Origin of the sequence: Actinoplanes subtropicus, assembly GCF_000721705.1 — a bacterium.
In the GTDB taxonomy this organism is placed as follows: Bacteria; Actinomycetota; Actinomycetes; order Mycobacteriales; family Micromonosporaceae; genus Actinoplanes; species Actinoplanes subtropicus.
On sequence record NZ_JOJL01000022.1, the window covers coordinates 75,680 to 92,872 of the forward strand.

The window sequence follows — 17,193 nt, forward strand, 5'->3', positions numbered from 1 at the left end:
CTGAGATGGGGGCAAGCGCTTCCCGGAGCTGACCAGAGGTCCGGAGCCGATCGGTGGTCAGGCCTCGAGCTGCACCCGCCCCCCGAGTTGCTGCGCCACCTCGAGGTCGTTGGACTCGAACCAGGTCTCGGCGACCCGGTCGCCCTCCAGCCGGAAGATGATGATCCCGGTCTCCTCGACGTGCTGCCCGCGCGGCGGCAGGTCGAGATAGCCCCCGCGATAGGTCGACCGCACCACGTAGCGGACCACCACCCGGTCCCCGCCGGCGATCACGTCGTGCACGCCCGGCCGCTGGTCGGTGAACGCGGTCGGGTACCAGCGCAGCCAGTCGGCGAACGTCCGCCGGTCCCCGGTGCCGCCCGGCCCGTGGAAGAGGAAGTCCTCGGTGGTCAGTCCGGCGAACCGTTTCTCATCCCCCGCCCGGCACATGTCGAACCAAGCCTCCGCGAGCTCCCCAGGACGCATGTAAGACGTTCTATGCCAAAGCACTCGCCCGGGGCAAGGCGTTCTGGAACACCCGAGATACGCACGCAAGCATCGATACCCGGCGCGGACCCGCGCCGGGTATCGAGGAACGGCCTCAGCGCCTGCGGCGGTCCGGCATCGAGTAGAAGCCGGTCGGCAGCGTCTGGGTGTTCGCCTGCCAGGCCGGCTCGCCGTCGGCCTTGCGGTTGCGGGTCCGGATCCGCAGCAGCAGCGCCACCCCGAGGAAGACCAGCACCGCCCCGATGATCAGGCCGGGCCCGAGCACGCTCGGCGTCCCGCCGCCGGTCGGCTTGAGCGCCGCCGACGTGGTCGTGGCCTTCGCAGCCGGGGCGGTCTGGTCGTCGGACACCGGCTGCTCGGTCGCGGCGTCGGTCTCGGTCGGCGCCGGCTTGGCCGACTCGGTCGGACTCGGCTTGTCCGCCACCGCGGTGACCACCCGGCTGCTCGTCTCGGCCGCGGCCAGCTCCTGGCGGCCGCCCGCGTCGAAGGCGTGCGCGGCGAACGTGACCCGCCCATTGTCCGGGCCGGTGAACGAGATGTCCCATTGGGCGCTGTCGGTCTGGTTGCGACAGACCTGGCCCGGGTCGGGCTGCGTGTCGGTGATCTGGGCCGCGTCGGCGCCGAGCTGAACGCGTACGCGGAAAGATTGTCCGTTCTCGACCCGATTGACCCGGATCTGGTCGAGACTGACGCCGTCTGTGGTGATCACCAGGGCCCAGCGCACCTTGAAGCAGCGGCGCTGCCGGTCGGTGGCGACGGCCGCGGTGACCGTGCGTGCCCCCTGACCGATGGTGAACGTGGCCGGCGTCTGGCCCATCGTCACCTGAAAGCCGTCGACGGCGGCCACGGCCGGCGTCGCGAAAAATGCCAGGACGGCGGCGATCAGTGCCAGCCCGGTGGTGACCCGTGCCGATGCCCGGTGTCGCATGAACGATCATCTCCTTCGGGCGCGTACATGCACGCACGTGCGCACTGGATGGTTCGTGCCGGGACGGTGAAAGGTTCATCCGGTGCGCCGGGTCACTCTACGGCGGACCTTATTTTTTGTTTAGTTGCCGATCGTCCGCCGGCATCCGCCCAGCTCAGCGGGGTTCCGCCGGAGCCCGGTGGAAACTGGCCGACATTTTCGCCCCGTGACGTTCATCCGAAGCCGGGCGCTACACGTATGTCGGGGAGGGCAAGGACCGGGAGACCGGCGCCCGGCCCGCAGGACGTGAAGCACGGGGCATCCCCCACGGATGCCGTCGTTCCGGCGCCCACCGGGACGTGACCCGCTGCGGAGAACGAGGAGTCAATGGCCCGGACAGGTAACAACCAGCGATCCGCCAATCGTGTTGCTGTCGACGTCGGTGCTACCGGTACCAAACCGGCGCCGAGGGGCGCCGTGCTGATCCTGGTCGTCTGCGTGCTCGCCGCCGTCTGGGCGGTCGCGATGATGACCGCCCCCGGTCGTGTCGGCTATGTGTACTTCTACATGTATTCCGAGTTCTACATGGGCGTGCTCGCCCTGGTGGCGCTCTCCATAACCATCATGATCGGACTCGTCGCCACCGACCGGCTGGTGCTGTCGATCCGGCAACGGGTGCTGCTGCAATCGGCCCATCGCACCACCGGCCTGATCGCGGTGACCTCCCTCGCCCTCCACGTCTGGACGAAGATCGCCGAGTCGCACATCAGCGTGATCGACATCTTCATCCCCTTCCTCAACCAGGGGAACCGGCTCTACGTCGGCTTCGGCACCATCTCCGGCTGGATCATGGTGCTGGTGATGTGGACCGGCATCGCCCGCTCCCGGTTCATCGGGCGCGGCAAGCCCTGGATGTGGCGCAGCATCCACGCGATCTCGTACCTGATGTGGCCGATCGCCCTGGTGCACGGCCTGGCCGCCGGCCGCGCCGCGAAGACCTGGGTCATCGTCAGCTACATCGTGTGCATCCTCGCCGTGCTGATCGGCCTCGCGGTCCGCCTGTCGGTCAGCATGAACCGGAACAAGGACTTCTCCTCGTCGGCGGGCGCCGCGCTCAAGCCGGTCGGGAACATGGTGCCCACCGCGTCCCCGGTGATGAAGAAGCCGCGCCGCCGCGAGCCCGAGCCCGAGCCGCAGACCCTGGGGCCGGTCGCCGTCGTCGACAGCTTCCAGCCGGCCGCCGCGCCGCCACCGCCGGTGAGCGAACGGGCCGAGCTGGTCGCCCCGGCCGGGCCGCCGCCGCGGCAGCGCCGGGCCGCCATCGAGGACGAGATCGAGTACGACGAGCCGGCCCCGCGCGGCCGCCGGTACGCCGGCGAGGACACGTCCACCCGGATGCGCCGTGCCGACTTCGAGGACACCGGCGCGTGGCGCCGCGCCGAGATGGACGACACGTTCACCGGGATGCGTCGCGTCGAGATGGACGACACCTCGACCCGGATGCGTCGCGTCGAGATGGACGACACCTCGACCCGGATGCGCCGCGTCGAGATGGACGACACCAGCGGCCGGCTGCGCCGGATCGAGGCCGGCGACTTCGACGAGCCGGCCCCGCGGTCCCGCCGCCGGGCCGCCCCGGAGCCGATGCCGATGCCGACGTATGACGACGCCCCGCGCGGGCGCCGCCGGGCCGAGCCCGGCTACGACGAGGTGCCCCGCCAGCGCGGCGCCGGCCGGTACGAGGACGACCGGCGCTCCGCCCGCTACGAGCCGCGCTTCGGCGAGGAGGCGGAGGAGGCGCCCCGGGCCCGGCGCGACCGGGGCGCTGATGTCGACCGCGCCGACTCGGGACGGCACAGCCGCACCGGATTCGTCGACCTCGCGGACGACGATGACGAACTCCCGACGCTGGTCGACATGGCCAGCCGCCGGGCGATGCGGGAGCAGCAGGATCCCGGGCGTGGTCAGGTGGGCCGGGGGGCTCGCCGCGGTGGCCGTGGCCGGGCGGACGACGACGTGACTGACGACCGGTACTGGTCGCAGCTGCGAGGGGAAGCGAATTGAGCACTGCTCAGGTTCCGCCGGTCACCGCGATCGGCGTTCCGCGGATCACCGCGGGGATGGACGAGTACGGCCGCCTGGACCTCCTGGCCCACCAGGAGGTCCACGGCGGGTTCGCCGCGCTCTCGTCCGGCGAACTGATCGGCCTTGCCGACCGGATCGAGTTGCGCGGCCGCGGCGGCGCGGGATTCCCGTTCGCCCGCAAGGTCCGTGCGGTGCTCGACTCCTGCCGCCGGCAGGACCTGCCCCCGGTGATCGTGGTGAACGGCACCGAGGGCGAGCCGCCGTCCTGGAAGGACAAGGCGGTCCTCACCCGGGCGCCGCACCTGATCCTGGACGGCGCGGCGCTGGCCGCCGCCGCCCTGGACGCCGAGGAGATCGTGATCGGCATCGCCGACGACGGCATCGGCCAGAGCTCGATCACCGCGGCCCTGGCCGAGCGGCGGATGCCCTGCCCGACCCGGATCGTCACCGTCCCGCACCGGTTCATCTCCGGCGAGGGCGGCGCGCTGGTCCGCGGCATCAACGGCGAGGCGCACATCCCGCCCGGCCGCAAGGTGCGCTCCAGCGACAACGGCGTGATGGGCCTGCCCACCCTGCTCTCCAACGCCGAGACGTTCTCCCAGCTGGCGATCGCGGCCCGGCTCGGACCGTGGGAGTACAACGCGGTCGGCATCCCCGAGGAGCCGGGCACGGTCATGCTGACCGTCGGCGGGTCGGCGACCAACCCGGCGGTCGTCGAGGCGCCGTCCGGCACCCCGCTGATGGACGTGCTGGCCATGTGCGGCGCCGACATTGGCCCCGGCCTGCTGGTCGGCGGCTACCACGGCAAGTGGATCACCGCCGAGGCGGCGAGGACGGTCACCATCTCCCGCAAGGGTTTCGCGAAGGTCGGCGGCACGCTCGGCGCCGGCATGCTCCTGCCGATCGGCTCGAACACCTGCCCGCTCGGCGAGGTCTCCCAGGTCGTGCAGTACCTGGCCGGCGAGTCGGCCGGCCAGTGCGGCCCGTGCCGCCTCGGTCTGCCGGACCTGGCCCGCGCGGTCACCCTGGTGTCGCTGGGCGGCAACGCGGTGGAGAACGTGCGGCAGGCGGCCGGCGTGGTCAAGGGCCGCGGCGCGTGCAGCCACCCGGACGGCACCGCCCGGTTCGCGCTTTCCGCGCTCGAGGTGTTCGCCAAGGACGTCGACGCGCACACCAACGGCGAGGGCTGCGGCAAGTCGGTGCGTGGCATCCTGCCGCTGCCGTACACGGCGGAGACCGGAGCGCGCAAACTCGCTCTCGACTGGTCCCGCTGCGACGGGCACGGCCTCTGCTCGGCCGTCGCGCCGGAGATCATCCGGCTGGACGCCAACGGCTTCCCGGCCTTCCCGCAGACGCCGCTGCCGCCGTGGCTGGAGATGGGCGCCCGCAAGGCGGTAAACGTTTGCCCGGCCCTCGCGCTGCGGCTGGACGACGCGAAGGCGACGCACTGATGCGCCGGATTCTGGCCATCATCGGGGCGGCCGCGCTGCTGGCGGGCTGCGCGGCCCCCGTGGTCACCACGCCCTCCACCCCGATCACGCCGGCCGACATCCCGGCGGGAGCGGTGGCCTCGGCGGCCGCGCCCGCAGCGATCCCGGCCACGTTGCGCTTCACCGGCAAGACGCTCGACGGCGCCTCCTTCGACGCGGGCAAGATGGCCGGCAAGCCGACCATCCTCTGGTTCTGGGCGCCGTGGTGCGCCACCTGCGCGAGCGAGGCACAGAGCATCACCGACCTGGCCGACGAGTACCAGGGCCGGCTGAGCATCCTCGGCATCGCCGGGCTGGGCACCAACAAGGCGATGCACCAGTTCGTCTCCGACCTCAACGTCGGCAACGTCCCGCACCTCGACGATCAGGCCGGCGCGATCTGGAAGAAATTCAAGATCACCCAGCAGAGCACGTACGTGTTCCTCGACCGCACCGGTCAGGTCGTGAAGACCGGCTATCTCGACGATCTGCAGCTGACCGCCGAGGTCAAGTCCCTGGTGGCGTGAGGTGGACGCCGGCCCGCTGCTCGCGCTGACGGCCGGCATGCTGGGCGCCGTCAACCCGTGCGGGTTCGCGCTGCTGCCGGCCTACCTGTCGGTTCTGATCGCTTCCGATCGCTCGTCGCCCGGCCGTGCGGTACTGCGCGCGCTGCGCTGCACGGTGGCGCTCACGTTCGGCTACGTGCTGGTGTTCGGCGCGTTCGGGCTCGCGCTCACCCCGGTCGCCGACGCGATCCAGCCGCGCCTGCCCTGGGTCACCGTGGCCTTCGGCCTCGCCCTGGCCGGGCTCGGCGGGTGGCTGGCGCTGGGCGGCGCGCTTCCGGCGTTCCCGGGCGTGCGGGCGCCGCGGCTCACCGGATCGGCGTGGTCGATGGTGGTGTTCGGCGTGGTCTACGCGATCGCTTCGCTCGGCTGTGCGGCCGGCCCCTTCCTCGCCCTGGTCGTCTCCAGCCTGCGAGCGGGTTCGATCGGAAACGGCCTGCTGCTCTACCTCGCCTACGCGGCCGGGATGGGGCTGGTGGTCGGGGCGACCGCGGTGGCGGTGGCCCTGCTGCGCGCCTCGCTGGTGACCCGGGCTCGCCGCTTCCTCGGGCTGGTGCCCCGGCTCGGCGGGGCCATCCTGCTGGTCAGCGGCGGCTACGTGGCCTACTACGGGTGGTACGAGCTGCGGCTCGCCCGGGACCTGCGGTACGCCGGGCACGATCCGGTGGTGGCGGCGGCCGGGGCGGTGCAGGAGTGGCTCGCCGGGGTGGTGTCGTCGATCGGCGCGGGGCCGTTCGTGGTGCTGCTCGGCGTACTCACGCTGGGGTCTTTGGGGTTGAGGTTTGCCCGTCGTCCGATGGCGCTGCCGCCGGCGGGCCCGACTGGGGATCGAGCCGCGCCGGCGGCAGGCTCACCTGCGTCGCCGCTCCGTGCTGGGCGGTGACGCAGGGGCTTTTCCGCTCATTTCCGATCGGATCGTCCGGGCGGCCGGTGGCGATCGGCCTGCCCGGTGCGATCGGTTGCGATCAGACGGCGGGCGGGTAGCCGGTGGCGTAGGCGGGCTGCTCGGACGGCATCAGGATCCACAGGATCGGGTAGACCAGGATCTGGCTGCCCGGGATGGCCAGCAGGATCAGGACGAACAGCAGCCGGGTGAGCCACGGGTCGAGCCCGAAGCGCCGCGCCAGGCCGGCGCAGACGCCCCCGATCATGCGGCCCTCCCGCGGCCGGACCAGGCCCTGGCGGCTCATCGAGTCGTGCACCGAGTTCATCGTCGTTCTCGCTTTCTCGCTGGTGGGTAACTCAAGAGTGGCCGTTGGTGAGCGGTTCCGGCATCGGGAAGTGCCCTGAGCGAGCCCTGAGATCCCGACCCTCGGTTTCACCGATCGGTAGGGTTCGGTCATGGACACTTCGGCGACCGAGCAACGGGTGCGGGGGATCTGTCTCGGGCTGCCCGAGGTGGTCGAGCGGGACAGTCACGGGTCGCCGGCGTACTTCGTGCGGGGGAAACGCGGGTTCGTGCATCTGATGGCCGGCGGGCATCACGACGCCGGGTTCCCGCAGATGTGGTGCGCGGCCGGGCCGGGCGTGCAGCAGGAGCTGATCGCGGCCGATCCGGAGCGCTTCTTCCGGCCGCCCTATGTGGGGCATCGCGGCTGGCTGGGGGTGCGGCTCGACCGCGATCCGGACTGGTCGGAGATCGCCGAGGTGTGCACGGACGCGTATCGGGCGGTCGCGCCGAAGGGGTTGATCGAGAAGCTCGACGGTGGACAGTAAGGTACAACTGCGGGTGTGAAGAAGCCGTCCAAACGCCTGGTCACCGTCGTCGCGGTCGCGGCGCTGATCATTCTCGCGCTGTGCGTGGCCAACTCGCGCAAGAAGGACCAGCACACCGGGCTCGACGCGGCGGGCCGGCAGGCGTGCGACGACTTCGCGGCGGGCTATCCGAAGGCGTCGACCAAGCCGGACCGGCTGGCGCTGGCCGACAAGGTGACCAAGTCGTCGGGGAAGACCGACGACAAGGAGGTCCAGCAGCGGGCGGCCGAGATGGGGAACGCGGCGGCCGCCGGCGGGGCGGGGTGGAAGAAGGCCGCCGAGAACCTCAGTGCGGCGTGCAAGAAGGCGGGCTGGAGCGCTCCTTAGCAGCCGGTCCCGTCACGCTGCGTCGAGCCTGGCCGCGTTACGCTCCGCCACGGTGCGCTCCGCCACGGTGCGCTCCGCTTCGTTGCCCCCGCTGGGTCCCCCCGGTCCGTCGCCCGCGTTACGCCCCGCGCCTCGTCCCGGTGCGCCGCGTTACGGCCCGGCCCGACCGTCGTGTTGCGTCCCGGCCCGTCGCGTTGCGTTGCATTGCGTCCCGGCACGGCCCGTCGCGTTGCGTTGCGCGTCCCGGCCCGTCGCGTCGCGTCGCGTTGTGCCCCACCCGGCCCGACCCGCCGCGTCGTGTTGTGCCCGGCCCGGCCCGTCGTGTCGCGTGGCGCCCTGCTGGCTTGTGCCCGGCTCGTCGTGTCGCGTGGCGCCCCGCTGCCTTGCGCCGCGCTGGGTTGCGCCCGGTGCCGGTGGGGCTCGCCTGGCGCGGCCCTCTCGGCCCGTCTCGCGCCGGGCTCGCCGTGATCACGGGCGCGCCCGCGGTCAGCCCTCGGTGATGTCGGCGACGATGACGGTGACGTTGTCGGGGGCGCCGTTCTCCAGGGTGCGGTGGACCAGTTCGGCGGCGGCGGCCTTGCGGTCGGCGTTCGACAACAGGGTCTGCAGGATGACGCTGTCCTCGACGTAGTCGGAGAGGCCGTCGCTGCACAGCAGGAACCGGTCGCCGGCGACCACCGGATACATCCGGCCGTTCGGGCGGAACGGGCCGCCCTGCACGGCCTGGGTCACGAGGGCGCGCTGCGGGTGGCGGCGGGCGTCGTCGGCGGTGAGCACGCCCTGGTCGACCAGGGCCTGCACGTACGTGTCGTCCTTGGTGATCTGGGTGAGGCCGCCGTCGCGGACGAGGTAGCAGCGGGAGTCGCCCACGTTGAGCGCGGCCACCCGGTCGCCGGAGAGCAGGATGGCGGTCACCGTGGTGCCCATGCCGTCGCGGGCGTCGTCGTCGGCGATCGCCGCCTCGATCCGCTCGTTGGCGGTTTGCAGCGCGGCGAGCAGGTCCTGCAGGGGCTCGCCGGTGTCCGGCATCTCGTCGACCACGCCCAGCGCGCGCACCAGGATCTCGCTGGCCAGCTCGCCGGCGGGCAGGCCGCCCATGCCGTCCGCGACCACGAGGAGGCGGTTTCCCACGAAAACCGCGTCTTCGTTGTTGGACCGCACGAGGCCCTGATCGGTGGCGGCGACCGCCCGAACGACAAGCGTCATGTGACAAGACTGCCAAAGGCCAGGGGAGATGTCTCTAGTACCTCCTACGTAGTGTGTGCCGAGCATGACGTTGCCGCTGGTGGAACGGTGGATTCCGGGCAGCGGCGCACCCGGGTGCCGGGGCGTCGCGGGGTCACCCGGAGGGGTGTGGTCAGGCCTTTCCTGCCCGCCCGCGCGAGGATGATGTTTCCCGGCCGTCTCGCGCGACCGCGTTCCGTTTTCCTGCCCCCCGAGTGATGGCGGCCTCGCTCCAGGCTTCCGCGCGCCGGGCAAGCGCTTTCCGGCCGTCCCGCGCGACCGCGTTCCTGGGGTGACCGACTCGCGTGGCCCACCCGGCTCGCCTGCGCGGCTCACGTGGCGTGCGCGGCCCGCGTGGGGTGGCCGGCTCGTGTGGGGTGGCCGGCTCGTGTGGGGTGGCCGGCTCGTGTGGGGTGGCCGGCTCGTGTGGGGTGCGCGGCTCGTGTGGTGCCCGGCTCGTGTGGGGTGGCCGGCTCGCGCGATGGCGGTCTCGCGGCAGGGCCTCCGCGTGTGGGGGGCAAGCGCTTTCCGGCTGTTCGCGCGAGGGGCGGTCGCGTGGGTCAGGGGAGGCGGGGGAGGGCGCTGCTCAGCAGCGGGGCGAGCGATTCGGCGTAGGCGGCGGTCAGGTGGTTGGTGTCGCGGTAGACCAGCAGGTCGCCGACGACCAGCGGGCAGCGGCGCGAGCACAGCCACGGGGTCGGATCGATCACGCGTACGCCCGCTCGGTTCGCGGCGTTCCGGATCGCTTGGCGGGCGTCCTGGTCGCGGAGCACGGTGGCGGCCGGTTCGGCGCAGTCGCGGATGGCGGTGCTGTGCCGGGCGATGCAGTCGACCGGGTCGCCGGTGAGCGTCGGGGTGTCGGTGAGCACGACGACGTGCCGAGCGTCGGCGCGCAGCCGGCCGAAGAGGCCGTCCCAGGCGGCGCTCCACTCGGCCAGCGGATCGGCCGGGTGATCGGCGAGCATGCCGAGGTAGTTGGTGCTGGAGGTGACCACGACCAGATCCGGTCGCAACTGATCGACGCGCCGGGCGACCCATTGCTGCCAGGCGTCGCACTCGGTGTAGCGCCGCTTCAGCTTGCTGTTGCGGACGGCGACCGGGGCCGGGCTGCACGAGCTGCGGGTGAACGACACGAGCCGCCAGCCGGCGTCCGAGGCGATCACATCGAGGGCGGGGAACCACTGCAGCGCGTGCGAGTCGCCGAGCAGGACGACGGTCCGAGCGGCGCGGGGCGGGCCGTAGACGCACTCGCCGGGGCGGACGCCGCTGACCAGGGTCAGGTGGCAGCCGTCGCGCTGCGGGCGGGACTGGTCGCCGGCGGCGTCGTTCAGGGCGGGGCGGAGGTTCGCCGGGATCAGCTCGGTGCTCTCGCCGGCCGCGATGAGCCGGGCGAGGGCGGCGGGAGCGGCCTGGACGGCGTCGCTGGTGTCGACGGCCGCCGCGCCGACGGTGAGCGATCGCGGGTGGTGGACGGCGGCCACCGCCAGTGCGGCGGTAAGCGCGGACAGGCTCAGGCCGAGCAGCAGGCCCCGGGCCGGGCGGCGGATCAGCGCGCGGCGGTGGCGGATCGGGTTCTCCACGAGGCGATAGGTGACAAATGCGATCGCCAGGGCCGCGGCGCAGAGGGCCACTCGGAGGGCGATCTCGAGCTGATGGCCGATCAGCGCCGGGATCAGAACCAATAGCGGCCAGTGCCAGAGGTACCAGCCGTAGGAGAGTTCGCCGATGAGCGGAAATGGCCGAAGGTATCGAGTGCGACCGCCGGCGATCACGGCGGCGGCGCCGAGGGCGGGCACCAGGGCGGCGAATCCGGGGAACGGGGTCCGATCGTCGTAGAGCACGGCGGCCGCGAGGACGGCCGCCAGACCGATCCAGCTGACCAGCATCGATCCGGAAGTGCCAAATCGCCACCGGGATGAGCCGATCGCGATCAGGGCGCCGATGCAGAGCTCCCAGGCTCGGCTGGGCGATCCGAAATAGGCCCAGGGTGCGCTCTGGGTGGTCGAAACGATGCTGTAGACGAAAGACGCACAACAAAGAACAGAAACGGCCACGGTGAAGGCTCGGCGGCCACCGATCCGAAGTGCTCCGAGAAGGAGCAGGGGCCAGATCAGGTAGAACTGTTCCTCGACCGCCAGCGACCAATAGTGCTGGAACGGGGACGGGTCGGTGGTGGCGAAGTAGTCGGTGGCCACCTGGGCCAGCCGGATGTTGATCGAATAGGACGCGGCGGCCAGGGCGTCGGCTCCGAGATCGGCCGTCCGGGCGGGTGGGAGCCACCGCCAGGCGGCGGCCAGGGTCAGCGCGGCCACCAGAGTGGAAAGTGGCAGCAGACGAATTGCTCGACGGGCGAAGAATCGCGAAATCGAAATTTTCCGGGTGGCCGAACTTTCGCCCAGCAGAAGGCCGGTGATCAGGAAACCGGAGATGACGAAGAAGACGTCGACGCCGACATAGCCGCCGGCCAGCCCGGGGAGGCCGGCGTGCGCGGCCACCACCAGCAGGACCGCGACCGCGCGCAGGCCTTGGATGTCGGACCGGAATCCGCGGGTGGGCGCGTCGTCGGCCGGCCGGGGCGGGGCGGCGGACCGCGGCGGCATCGTCCGGCTCAGCGTCACGACGTGGGTAACGCGGGCGAGCGATCTCCGGTCACTGCCTCGCGCCCGATGCCACCCCACATGGCGCAGCGGCAAAGTTCGGCGGAGGCGGCGGCGCGGGTGTGCGGATTGGGGCGTCTGGCTCGGGCGCCAGGGGTGGCTGGGGGCGAGCGCCTGGGGCTCTTGGGGGCGATTAGCTCGGGCACGAGGGGTTGGGCCGAAGGGTCGGGCGTGAGCCCGGTGTGGGGGCGATTAGCTCGGGCGCGAGGGATTCGGGCTACGGAGGCGTGGAGGTCGGCGGGTGTTATGGCGGAGCGCGGCACGCAGGGAGCGCGGGGACGCCCGGGGGTGGAGGGCGGCAACGTGAGGATGGAGCGCGGCGACGTGGGGGTGGAGGGCGGCGACGTGGGGTGGAGGGCGGCGACGTGGGGGTGGAGCGCGGCGACGTGGGGACGGGGCGGACGTGGCGCAGGCCCGGGTGGGATGGTGCGCGACTGGGCCGCGCAGGCGGTGGCGGGTGGGCACTACTGTGTCAACGATGGCTATGCCGATGGTGGGGCGGGCGCCCGCGGTGGAGGAGCTCCGGCGGGCCTGGGCCCGTGTGCACGCCGGCGGCAAGCCGATCACCGCGGTGGTCACCGGTACGGCCGGAACTGGGAAAAGTGCTCTGGTGGGGGCCGTTCTGCGGGACACGGGAGACGCGACGGTGCTCGCCGGCGCGGCTCGGGTGCACTCGCCGGCTCCTTACGACTGGCTGGCCGCGGTGCTCGCGGGGCGGGACACGACCGGGTTCGACGTGCCGCCCGACGCGCTCGCCTGGCTGAAACAGGATCCGGATGTCCCCCGGGAGCGGTACACGCCGGACGCATTGTTGCGGATCGCCGTGGCGACCGTTCGCGCGCTTGTCGGCGGGGCTCCGGCCGTACTCGTGGTCGAGGATCTTCATGCTCTTGACCCGGCCAGCCTGAACCTGGTCGCCGAGTTGGCCGCCACCGACCTGCCCGCGCTGCTGCTCGTGACCAGTCAGCCGGCCACGGCCGCGGTGTCGCCGCAACTCGCCGAGCGCACCCTCGCGCGCCTCGGCGGACGACCGGGGGCCGTCCGGCGCCATCTGAGCGGGCTGCTGCCGGCCGAGGTGGGGGAAATTCTCCGGCAGGTGTACGGGTCGGCCGCCGCCTCGCCGGACGTGGCCGAGGCCGTGTGGCGGCGCACCGACGGCAACCCGTACCGGCTGAGCGAGCTGCTGGCCGTCGAGGGGGAAGCCATCCTCGAACAGCCGCGGCCCGATCTGACGGCCCGGGAGCGTGAAGTCCTCGGGCTGCTCGCCGAGGGGATGGCGAACAAGCAGATCGCCACCGCGCTGGGCATTTCCGTGCGAACCGTGACCGTTCACGTGTCCAATCTGCTGCGCAAAACGGGCGCCTCCTCGCGGACCGAGGCGGCCCTCTGGGCGCTCTCCGGACGCCGTTCCGGTGATCATCAAGCGGGGTGGCGCGACAACCGCCGAGCGGCTCGGTCACAATCGTCGGCGTGACGACAGCGATCCATCAGCGTATTGCCTCGGAGCTCGGGGTTCGGGAGGGGCAGGTCACCGCGGCGGTCGATCTGCTCGACGGCGGGGCCACGGTGCCGTTCATCGCGCGGTACCGCAAGGAGGTCACCGGCCAGCTCGACGACACGCAGCTGCGCACGCTCGAGGAGCGCCTCGGCTACCTGCGGGAGCTCGAGGAGCGGCGGGCCGCGGTGCTGGAGTCGATCCGCTCGCAGGGCAAGCTCGACGACGCGCTCGAGCAGGCGATCCTGGCCGCCGACTCGAAGGCCCGGCTCGAGGACATCTACCTGCCGTACAAGCCGAAGCGGCGGACCCGGGCGCAGATCGCCCGCGAGGCCGGCCTCGAGCCGCTCGCCGACCAGCTGCTCGGCGACCCGGCCCTGGACCCCAAGGCGACCGCAACAGCGTTCATCGACGCCGACAAGGGCGTCGCGGACGAGGCAGCGGCGCTCGACGGCGCCCGGGCCATCCTGATCGAGCGGTTCGCCGAGGACGCCGACCTGATCGGCGACCTGCGCGAGCAGATGTGGACCCGCGGCCGCCTGCTCGCCAAGGTGCGCGACGGCAAGCAGACCGAGGGTGCCAAGTTCGCGGACTACTTCGACTTCGCCGAGCCGTACGCCAAATTGCCCTCGCACCGCATCCTGGCGATGTTCCGCGGCGAGAAGGAGGACGTCCTCGACCTCACCATGGAACCGCACCCGGAGGAGGACGAGGGCTACTTCGAGGCGCGCATCGCCGGCCGCAACAACATCTCGGACCAGGGGCGGCCCGGCGACCGCTGGCTGCTCGACACGGTCCGCTGGACGTGGCGCACCCGGGTGCTCATCCACCTCGGCGCCGACCTACGGGTGCGGCTCTGGCAGGCGGCCGAGGACGAGGCGGTCCGGGTCTTCGCGGCGAACCTGCGGGACCTGCTGCTGGCCGCGCCGGCCGGCACCCGGGCCACGATGGGGCTGGACCCGGGATTCCGTACGGGCGTGAAGGTCGCCGTGGTCGACTCCACCGGCAAGGTGGTCGCCACCGACGTGATCTACCCGCACGTGCCGCAGAACAAGTGGGACGAGTCGATCCACCGGCTCGCCGCGCTGGCGAGCAAGCACCACGTGGACCTGATCGCGATCGGCAACGGCACCGCCTCGCGGGAGACCGACAAGCTGGCCGGCGACCTGATCAAGCGGCACCCCGAGGCGAAGCTGACCAAGGTGATGGTGTCCGAGGCGGGCGCGTCGGTCTACAGCGCCTCGGCGTACGCGGCCCAGGAACTGCCCGGCATGGACGTGTCGCTGCGCGGCGCGGTCTCCATCGCCCGCCGCCTGCAGGACCCCCTGGCCGAGCTCGTGAAGATCGACCCGCGCTCGATCGGCGTCGGCCAGTACCAGCACGACCTGTCCGAGTCGAAGCTCTCCAAGTCGCTCGACGCGGTCGTGGAGGACTGTGTGAACGCGGTCGGCGTGGACGTGAACACCGCCTCGGCGCCGCTGCTCACCCGGGTCTCCGGGATCGGCGCCGGCCTGGCCGAGAACATCGTGCTGCACCGGGACGCGAACGGGCCGTTCCGGACCCGCAACGACATCAAGAAGGTGGCCCGGCTCGGCCCGAAGGCGTTCGAGCAGTGCGCCGGCTTCCTGCGCATCCCGGACGGCGACGACCCGCTCGACGCGTCCGCGGTGCACCCGGAGTCGTACCCGGTGGTCCGGACGATCCTGTCGACGGCCGGCGCGGACATCAAGACGCTGATCGGGAACTCGCCGCTGCTGCGGGCGCTGCGCCCCGAGCAGTTCGTGACCGACGCCGTCGGCCTGCCGACCGTCACCGACATCCTGCGCGAACTGGACAAGCCGGGGCGGGACCCGCGGCCGGAGTTCCACACGGCGACGTTCGCCGAGGGCGTCGAGAAGATCGCCGACCTCAAGCCGGGGATGGTCCTCGAGGGCGTGGTCACCAATGTGGCCGCGTTCGGCGCGTTCGTCGACATCGGCGTACACCAGGATGGTCTGGTCCATGTCTCCGCCCTGTCCAACACTTTCGTGAAAGATCCCCGGGACGTCGTCAAATCGGGCGATGTCGTGAAAGTTCGCGTTGTCGAGGTGGATGAGGCCAGAAAGCGCATCTCGCTCACGATGCGGCTGCAGGACGAGCCGGCCCAGCGCAAGCCGCGCGAGGACGGCCGGCCGGGCCAGCAACGGCAGGGCGGTGGTGGCCAGCAGCGTCAGGGCGGCGGCCAGCAACGGCAAGGTGGCGGCGGTGGTGGCCAGCAACGGCAAGGTGGCGGCGGTGGTGGCCAGCAGCGGCAAGGCGGCGGCCAGCGCGGCCAGCAAAAGGGCCAGCAAAAAGGCGGCCAGCGTCAGGGCGGAGGCGGCGGCGCCCCGATGAACGACGAGATGGCCGCGGCGCTGCGCCGGGCCGGTCTGATCAAGGACTGAGCGTCACTGAGGCCGGGCGGGAACGTCCGGCCTCAGGGCAGACCCCAGATGCGTACGTCGGAGAAGGCCACCTCGTAGGGAACGGCCGTCGGCGCTCCACCGTCGGTGTAGATGCCCAGCGCCACGTGCCCGCCGGTGATCTCCGGGTCGGTCAGCGGCACGACGCCCAGCGACACCCCGTCCTGGCTGAGCTCCAGCTCGCCGCCGACGGCCCGCAGCCCGATCCGGACCGGGTCGCCGCCCACCAGCAGCGGCCGGTCGAGCGGGAACGACCGGATCGTGGTCACCCCCTGCGACTTGTGCGTGCCCACCGAGATCTTGTCGGCGCACACCCGGACCAGGTAGCCCTTCCACGGCGCGAACCGGAACCAGATGCCCCCGCAGCTGTCCGGGGTCAGCAGCCGCACGCCCACCTCGGCCCGGAAATTGGCCGGCACCACGTCGTCCGGCCCGGAGCAGCGGTACAGGCCCGCCTTCGCCCGCTCCGCGACCAGCGCGCCGTCCCGGAACAAGCAGTCCGCCTTCTCCGTCGCCAGCGTGGCCGGCTGCCAGTAGCGGGGATGGCTCAGCTGGTCCTGGATGATCAGGGTCTCCGCGCTCGCGCTGGGTTGCGGCCCGACCGCGTCGGCGCGGTTGCCCATCCGGCCCACCACCACCATCAGCGCGCCGGCGGCGACGGCCAGGATCAGCGCCGCGATCGCGACCGGCAGGAACCAGCGGCGGGCCGGCTCGGGCGGGGGCGGGCCGGCCGGCGGCACCGGCATCTCGGAGATCGGCACCGTCACGATCGTGTTCTCGTCGTAGCCGACCAGGGTCCGGCCGTCGCCGGCCACCCCGGTGACCGCCTGCGCCTCGGCCGCCGCCGCGCGCAGGTCGGGCTGGCCGGCCAGCGCCGCCGAGGTGGCGGCCGGCTGGGTGGGGCCGGAGACCAGCAGGTCGAGCAGCTCGCGGGCGCTCGGCCGGTTGGCCGGGTCCTTCTCCAGCGCGTGCGCGACCAGGTCACGCAGCTGCCCGGTCAGGCCGGTGAGCTCCGGCGGCTGGGTGAGGATCCGGGCGGCGGTGGCCGGTGGCGAGTCGGCCGCGAAGGGGGTGCGGCCCATTCCCGCGTACGCCACGACGCTGCCCCACGCGAAGACGTCCGCCGCCGGGGTCAGCGGTGCGTCGGCGTCGCCGAACCGCTCCGGCGCCATGTACGCCACCGTGCCGACCATCTGCCCGTCGCCGGTGTTGCCGTTGGTCGCCGCCTCCATCGCCCGGGCGATCCCGAAGTCGATCACCTTGGGGCTGCCCGGGGCGAGCAGCACGTTGCGCGGCTTGAGGTCGCGGTGGATCACCCCGGCGCCGTGGATCGCGGTCAGCGCGGTGGCCACCCCGATCGCCACGCTGTGCAGGTTGGCCGCCGTCAGCGGGCCGCGCTCCTCGACCACGTGCGCCAGGGTGGGGCCGTCCACGTACTCGACCACCAGGTACGGCCGGTCGTGGTCGGGGTCGGCGTCGAGCACCTCGGCCGTGCAGAACGGGGGCACCTGCCGGGCGCGGGCCACCTCGCTGCGGAACCGGCGGCGGAACTCGTCGTCGGGGGCCAGGTCGGCGCGGACCACCTTGACGGCGACCAGCACCCCGCCGGCCGTCCGCGCCAGGTAGACGGTGCCCATGCCGCCCTCGCCGAGGCGGCCGACGATCTCGTACTCGCCCAAGGCGCGCGGATCGTGCGGGCGCAGCGGCTCCGTACGGTCCCCAAGCATGAAAGTCCCCCCGAATATGGCGCCGTCACTCTATCTGCCGCCGCGGGCGCGGGCGTA

General features: G+C 72.3%; 14 protein-coding genes. 8 read left to right on the forward strand and 6 right to left on the reverse strand.

The annotated features are described in order from the left end of the window. Positions 1–57 precede the first annotated feature (57 nt). Entirely contained in the window at positions 58–465 is a 408-nt protein-coding gene (locus tag IH26_RS56265) for an ester cyclase (protein ID WP_084599170.1), read from the reverse strand. Between the two features lie 115 nt (positions 466–580). Further along, positions 581–1,414: a hypothetical protein gene (locus IH26_RS0129950; RefSeq protein WP_051808718.1), complete on the reverse strand. Its 834-nt coding sequence runs from the start codon at positions 1,412–1,414 to the stop codon at positions 581–583. Positions 1,415–1,870: 456 nt separating this feature from the next. On the opposite strand from IH26_RS0129950, the gene IH26_RS0129955 reads away from it, so the two are divergent. Genes IH26_RS0129955 through IH26_RS0129970 form a run of 4 tightly spaced genes read left to right on the forward strand, consistent with a single transcriptional unit; the run spans position 1,871 to position 6,393 of the window. After that, positions 1,871–3,457, forward strand: coding sequence for a ferric reductase-like transmembrane domain-containing protein (locus IH26_RS0129955; RefSeq protein ID WP_084599171.1), 1,587 nt, complete (start codon positions 1,871–1,873; stop codon positions 3,455–3,457). Continuing rightward, a complete protein-coding gene (locus IH26_RS0129960; RefSeq protein ID WP_030439607.1) occupies positions 3,454–4,929 on the forward strand; it encodes an NADH-quinone oxidoreductase subunit NuoF family protein in 1,476 nt (491 codons plus the stop codon). Before IH26_RS0129955 ends, IH26_RS0129960 begins: the two co-directional genes overlap by 4 nt. Beyond that, positions 4,926–5,474 (forward strand): TlpA family protein disulfide reductase, encoded by a 549-nt coding sequence (locus tag IH26_RS0129965; protein ID WP_425394411.1) that lies wholly within the window; start codon positions 4,926–4,928, stop codon positions 5,472–5,474. Before IH26_RS0129960 ends, IH26_RS0129965 begins: the two co-directional genes overlap by 4 nt. A gap of 37 nt (positions 5,475–5,511) precedes the next feature. Beyond that, the gene (locus tag IH26_RS0129970; protein ID WP_051808729.1) at positions 5,512–6,393 is read left to right on the forward strand and encodes a cytochrome c biogenesis CcdA family protein; all 882 of its coding nucleotides are present in this window, start codon (positions 5,512–5,514) and stop codon (positions 6,391–6,393) included. Between the two features lie 82 nt (positions 6,394–6,475). On the opposite strand, the gene IH26_RS54160 is transcribed toward IH26_RS0129970, so the two are convergent. Next, on the reverse strand, positions 6,476–6,721 hold the full coding sequence (locus IH26_RS54160) for a PspC domain-containing protein (RefSeq protein ID WP_030439610.1): 246 nt from the start codon (positions 6,719–6,721) through the stop codon (positions 6,476–6,478). Positions 6,722–6,851: 130 nt separating this feature from the next. Between IH26_RS54160 and IH26_RS0129980 the strand changes: the two genes are divergently transcribed. Together IH26_RS0129980 and IH26_RS0129985 are read left to right on the forward strand one after the other, a co-directional pair. Further along, a complete protein-coding gene (locus IH26_RS0129980; RefSeq protein ID WP_030439611.1) occupies positions 6,852–7,226 on the forward strand; it encodes an MmcQ/YjbR family DNA-binding protein in 375 nt (124 codons plus the stop codon). A 15-nt stretch (positions 7,227–7,241) separates the two neighbouring features. Next, a complete protein-coding gene (locus tag IH26_RS0129985; protein WP_030439612.1) occupies positions 7,242–7,592 on the forward strand; it encodes a hypothetical protein in 351 nt (116 codons plus the stop codon). Between the two features lie 486 nt (positions 7,593–8,078). Here IH26_RS0129985 and IH26_RS0129990 read toward each other — a convergent pair whose 3' ends face one another. Both IH26_RS0129990 and IH26_RS0129995 read right to left on the reverse strand, forming a co-directional pair. Then, complete coding sequence (locus tag IH26_RS0129990; protein WP_030439613.1) at positions 8,079–8,798, reverse strand: PP2C family protein-serine/threonine phosphatase; 720 nt, start codon at positions 8,796–8,798, stop codon at positions 8,079–8,081. A gap of 578 nt (positions 8,799–9,376) precedes the next feature. Beyond that, positions 9,377–11,434 (reverse strand): acyltransferase family protein, encoded by a 2,058-nt coding sequence (locus IH26_RS0129995; protein ID WP_051808720.1) that lies wholly within the window; start codon positions 11,432–11,434, stop codon positions 9,377–9,379. A gap of 517 nt (positions 11,435–11,951) precedes the next feature. Here IH26_RS0129995 and IH26_RS0130000 point away from each other — a divergent pair. Beyond that, positions 11,952–12,947 carry a helix-turn-helix transcriptional regulator gene (locus IH26_RS0130000; protein ID WP_063763766.1) on the forward strand — a complete coding sequence of 332 codons (996 nt, stop codon included), beginning with the start codon at positions 11,952–11,954 and terminating at the stop codon, positions 12,945–12,947. Then, positions 12,944–15,391 (forward strand): Tex family protein, encoded by a 2,448-nt coding sequence (locus IH26_RS0130005; RefSeq protein WP_030439616.1) that lies wholly within the window; start codon positions 12,944–12,946, stop codon positions 15,389–15,391. The genes IH26_RS0130000 and IH26_RS0130005 overlap by 4 nt, the downstream gene beginning before the upstream one ends. A gap of 32 nt (positions 15,392–15,423) precedes the next feature. Here the strand turns inward: IH26_RS0130005 and IH26_RS0130010 are convergent, their stop codons facing one another. Further along, positions 15,424–17,136, reverse strand: coding sequence for a serine/threonine-protein kinase (locus IH26_RS0130010; protein ID WP_030439617.1), 1,713 nt, complete (start codon positions 17,134–17,136; stop codon positions 15,424–15,426). Positions 17,137–17,193: the final 57 nt, after the last annotated feature.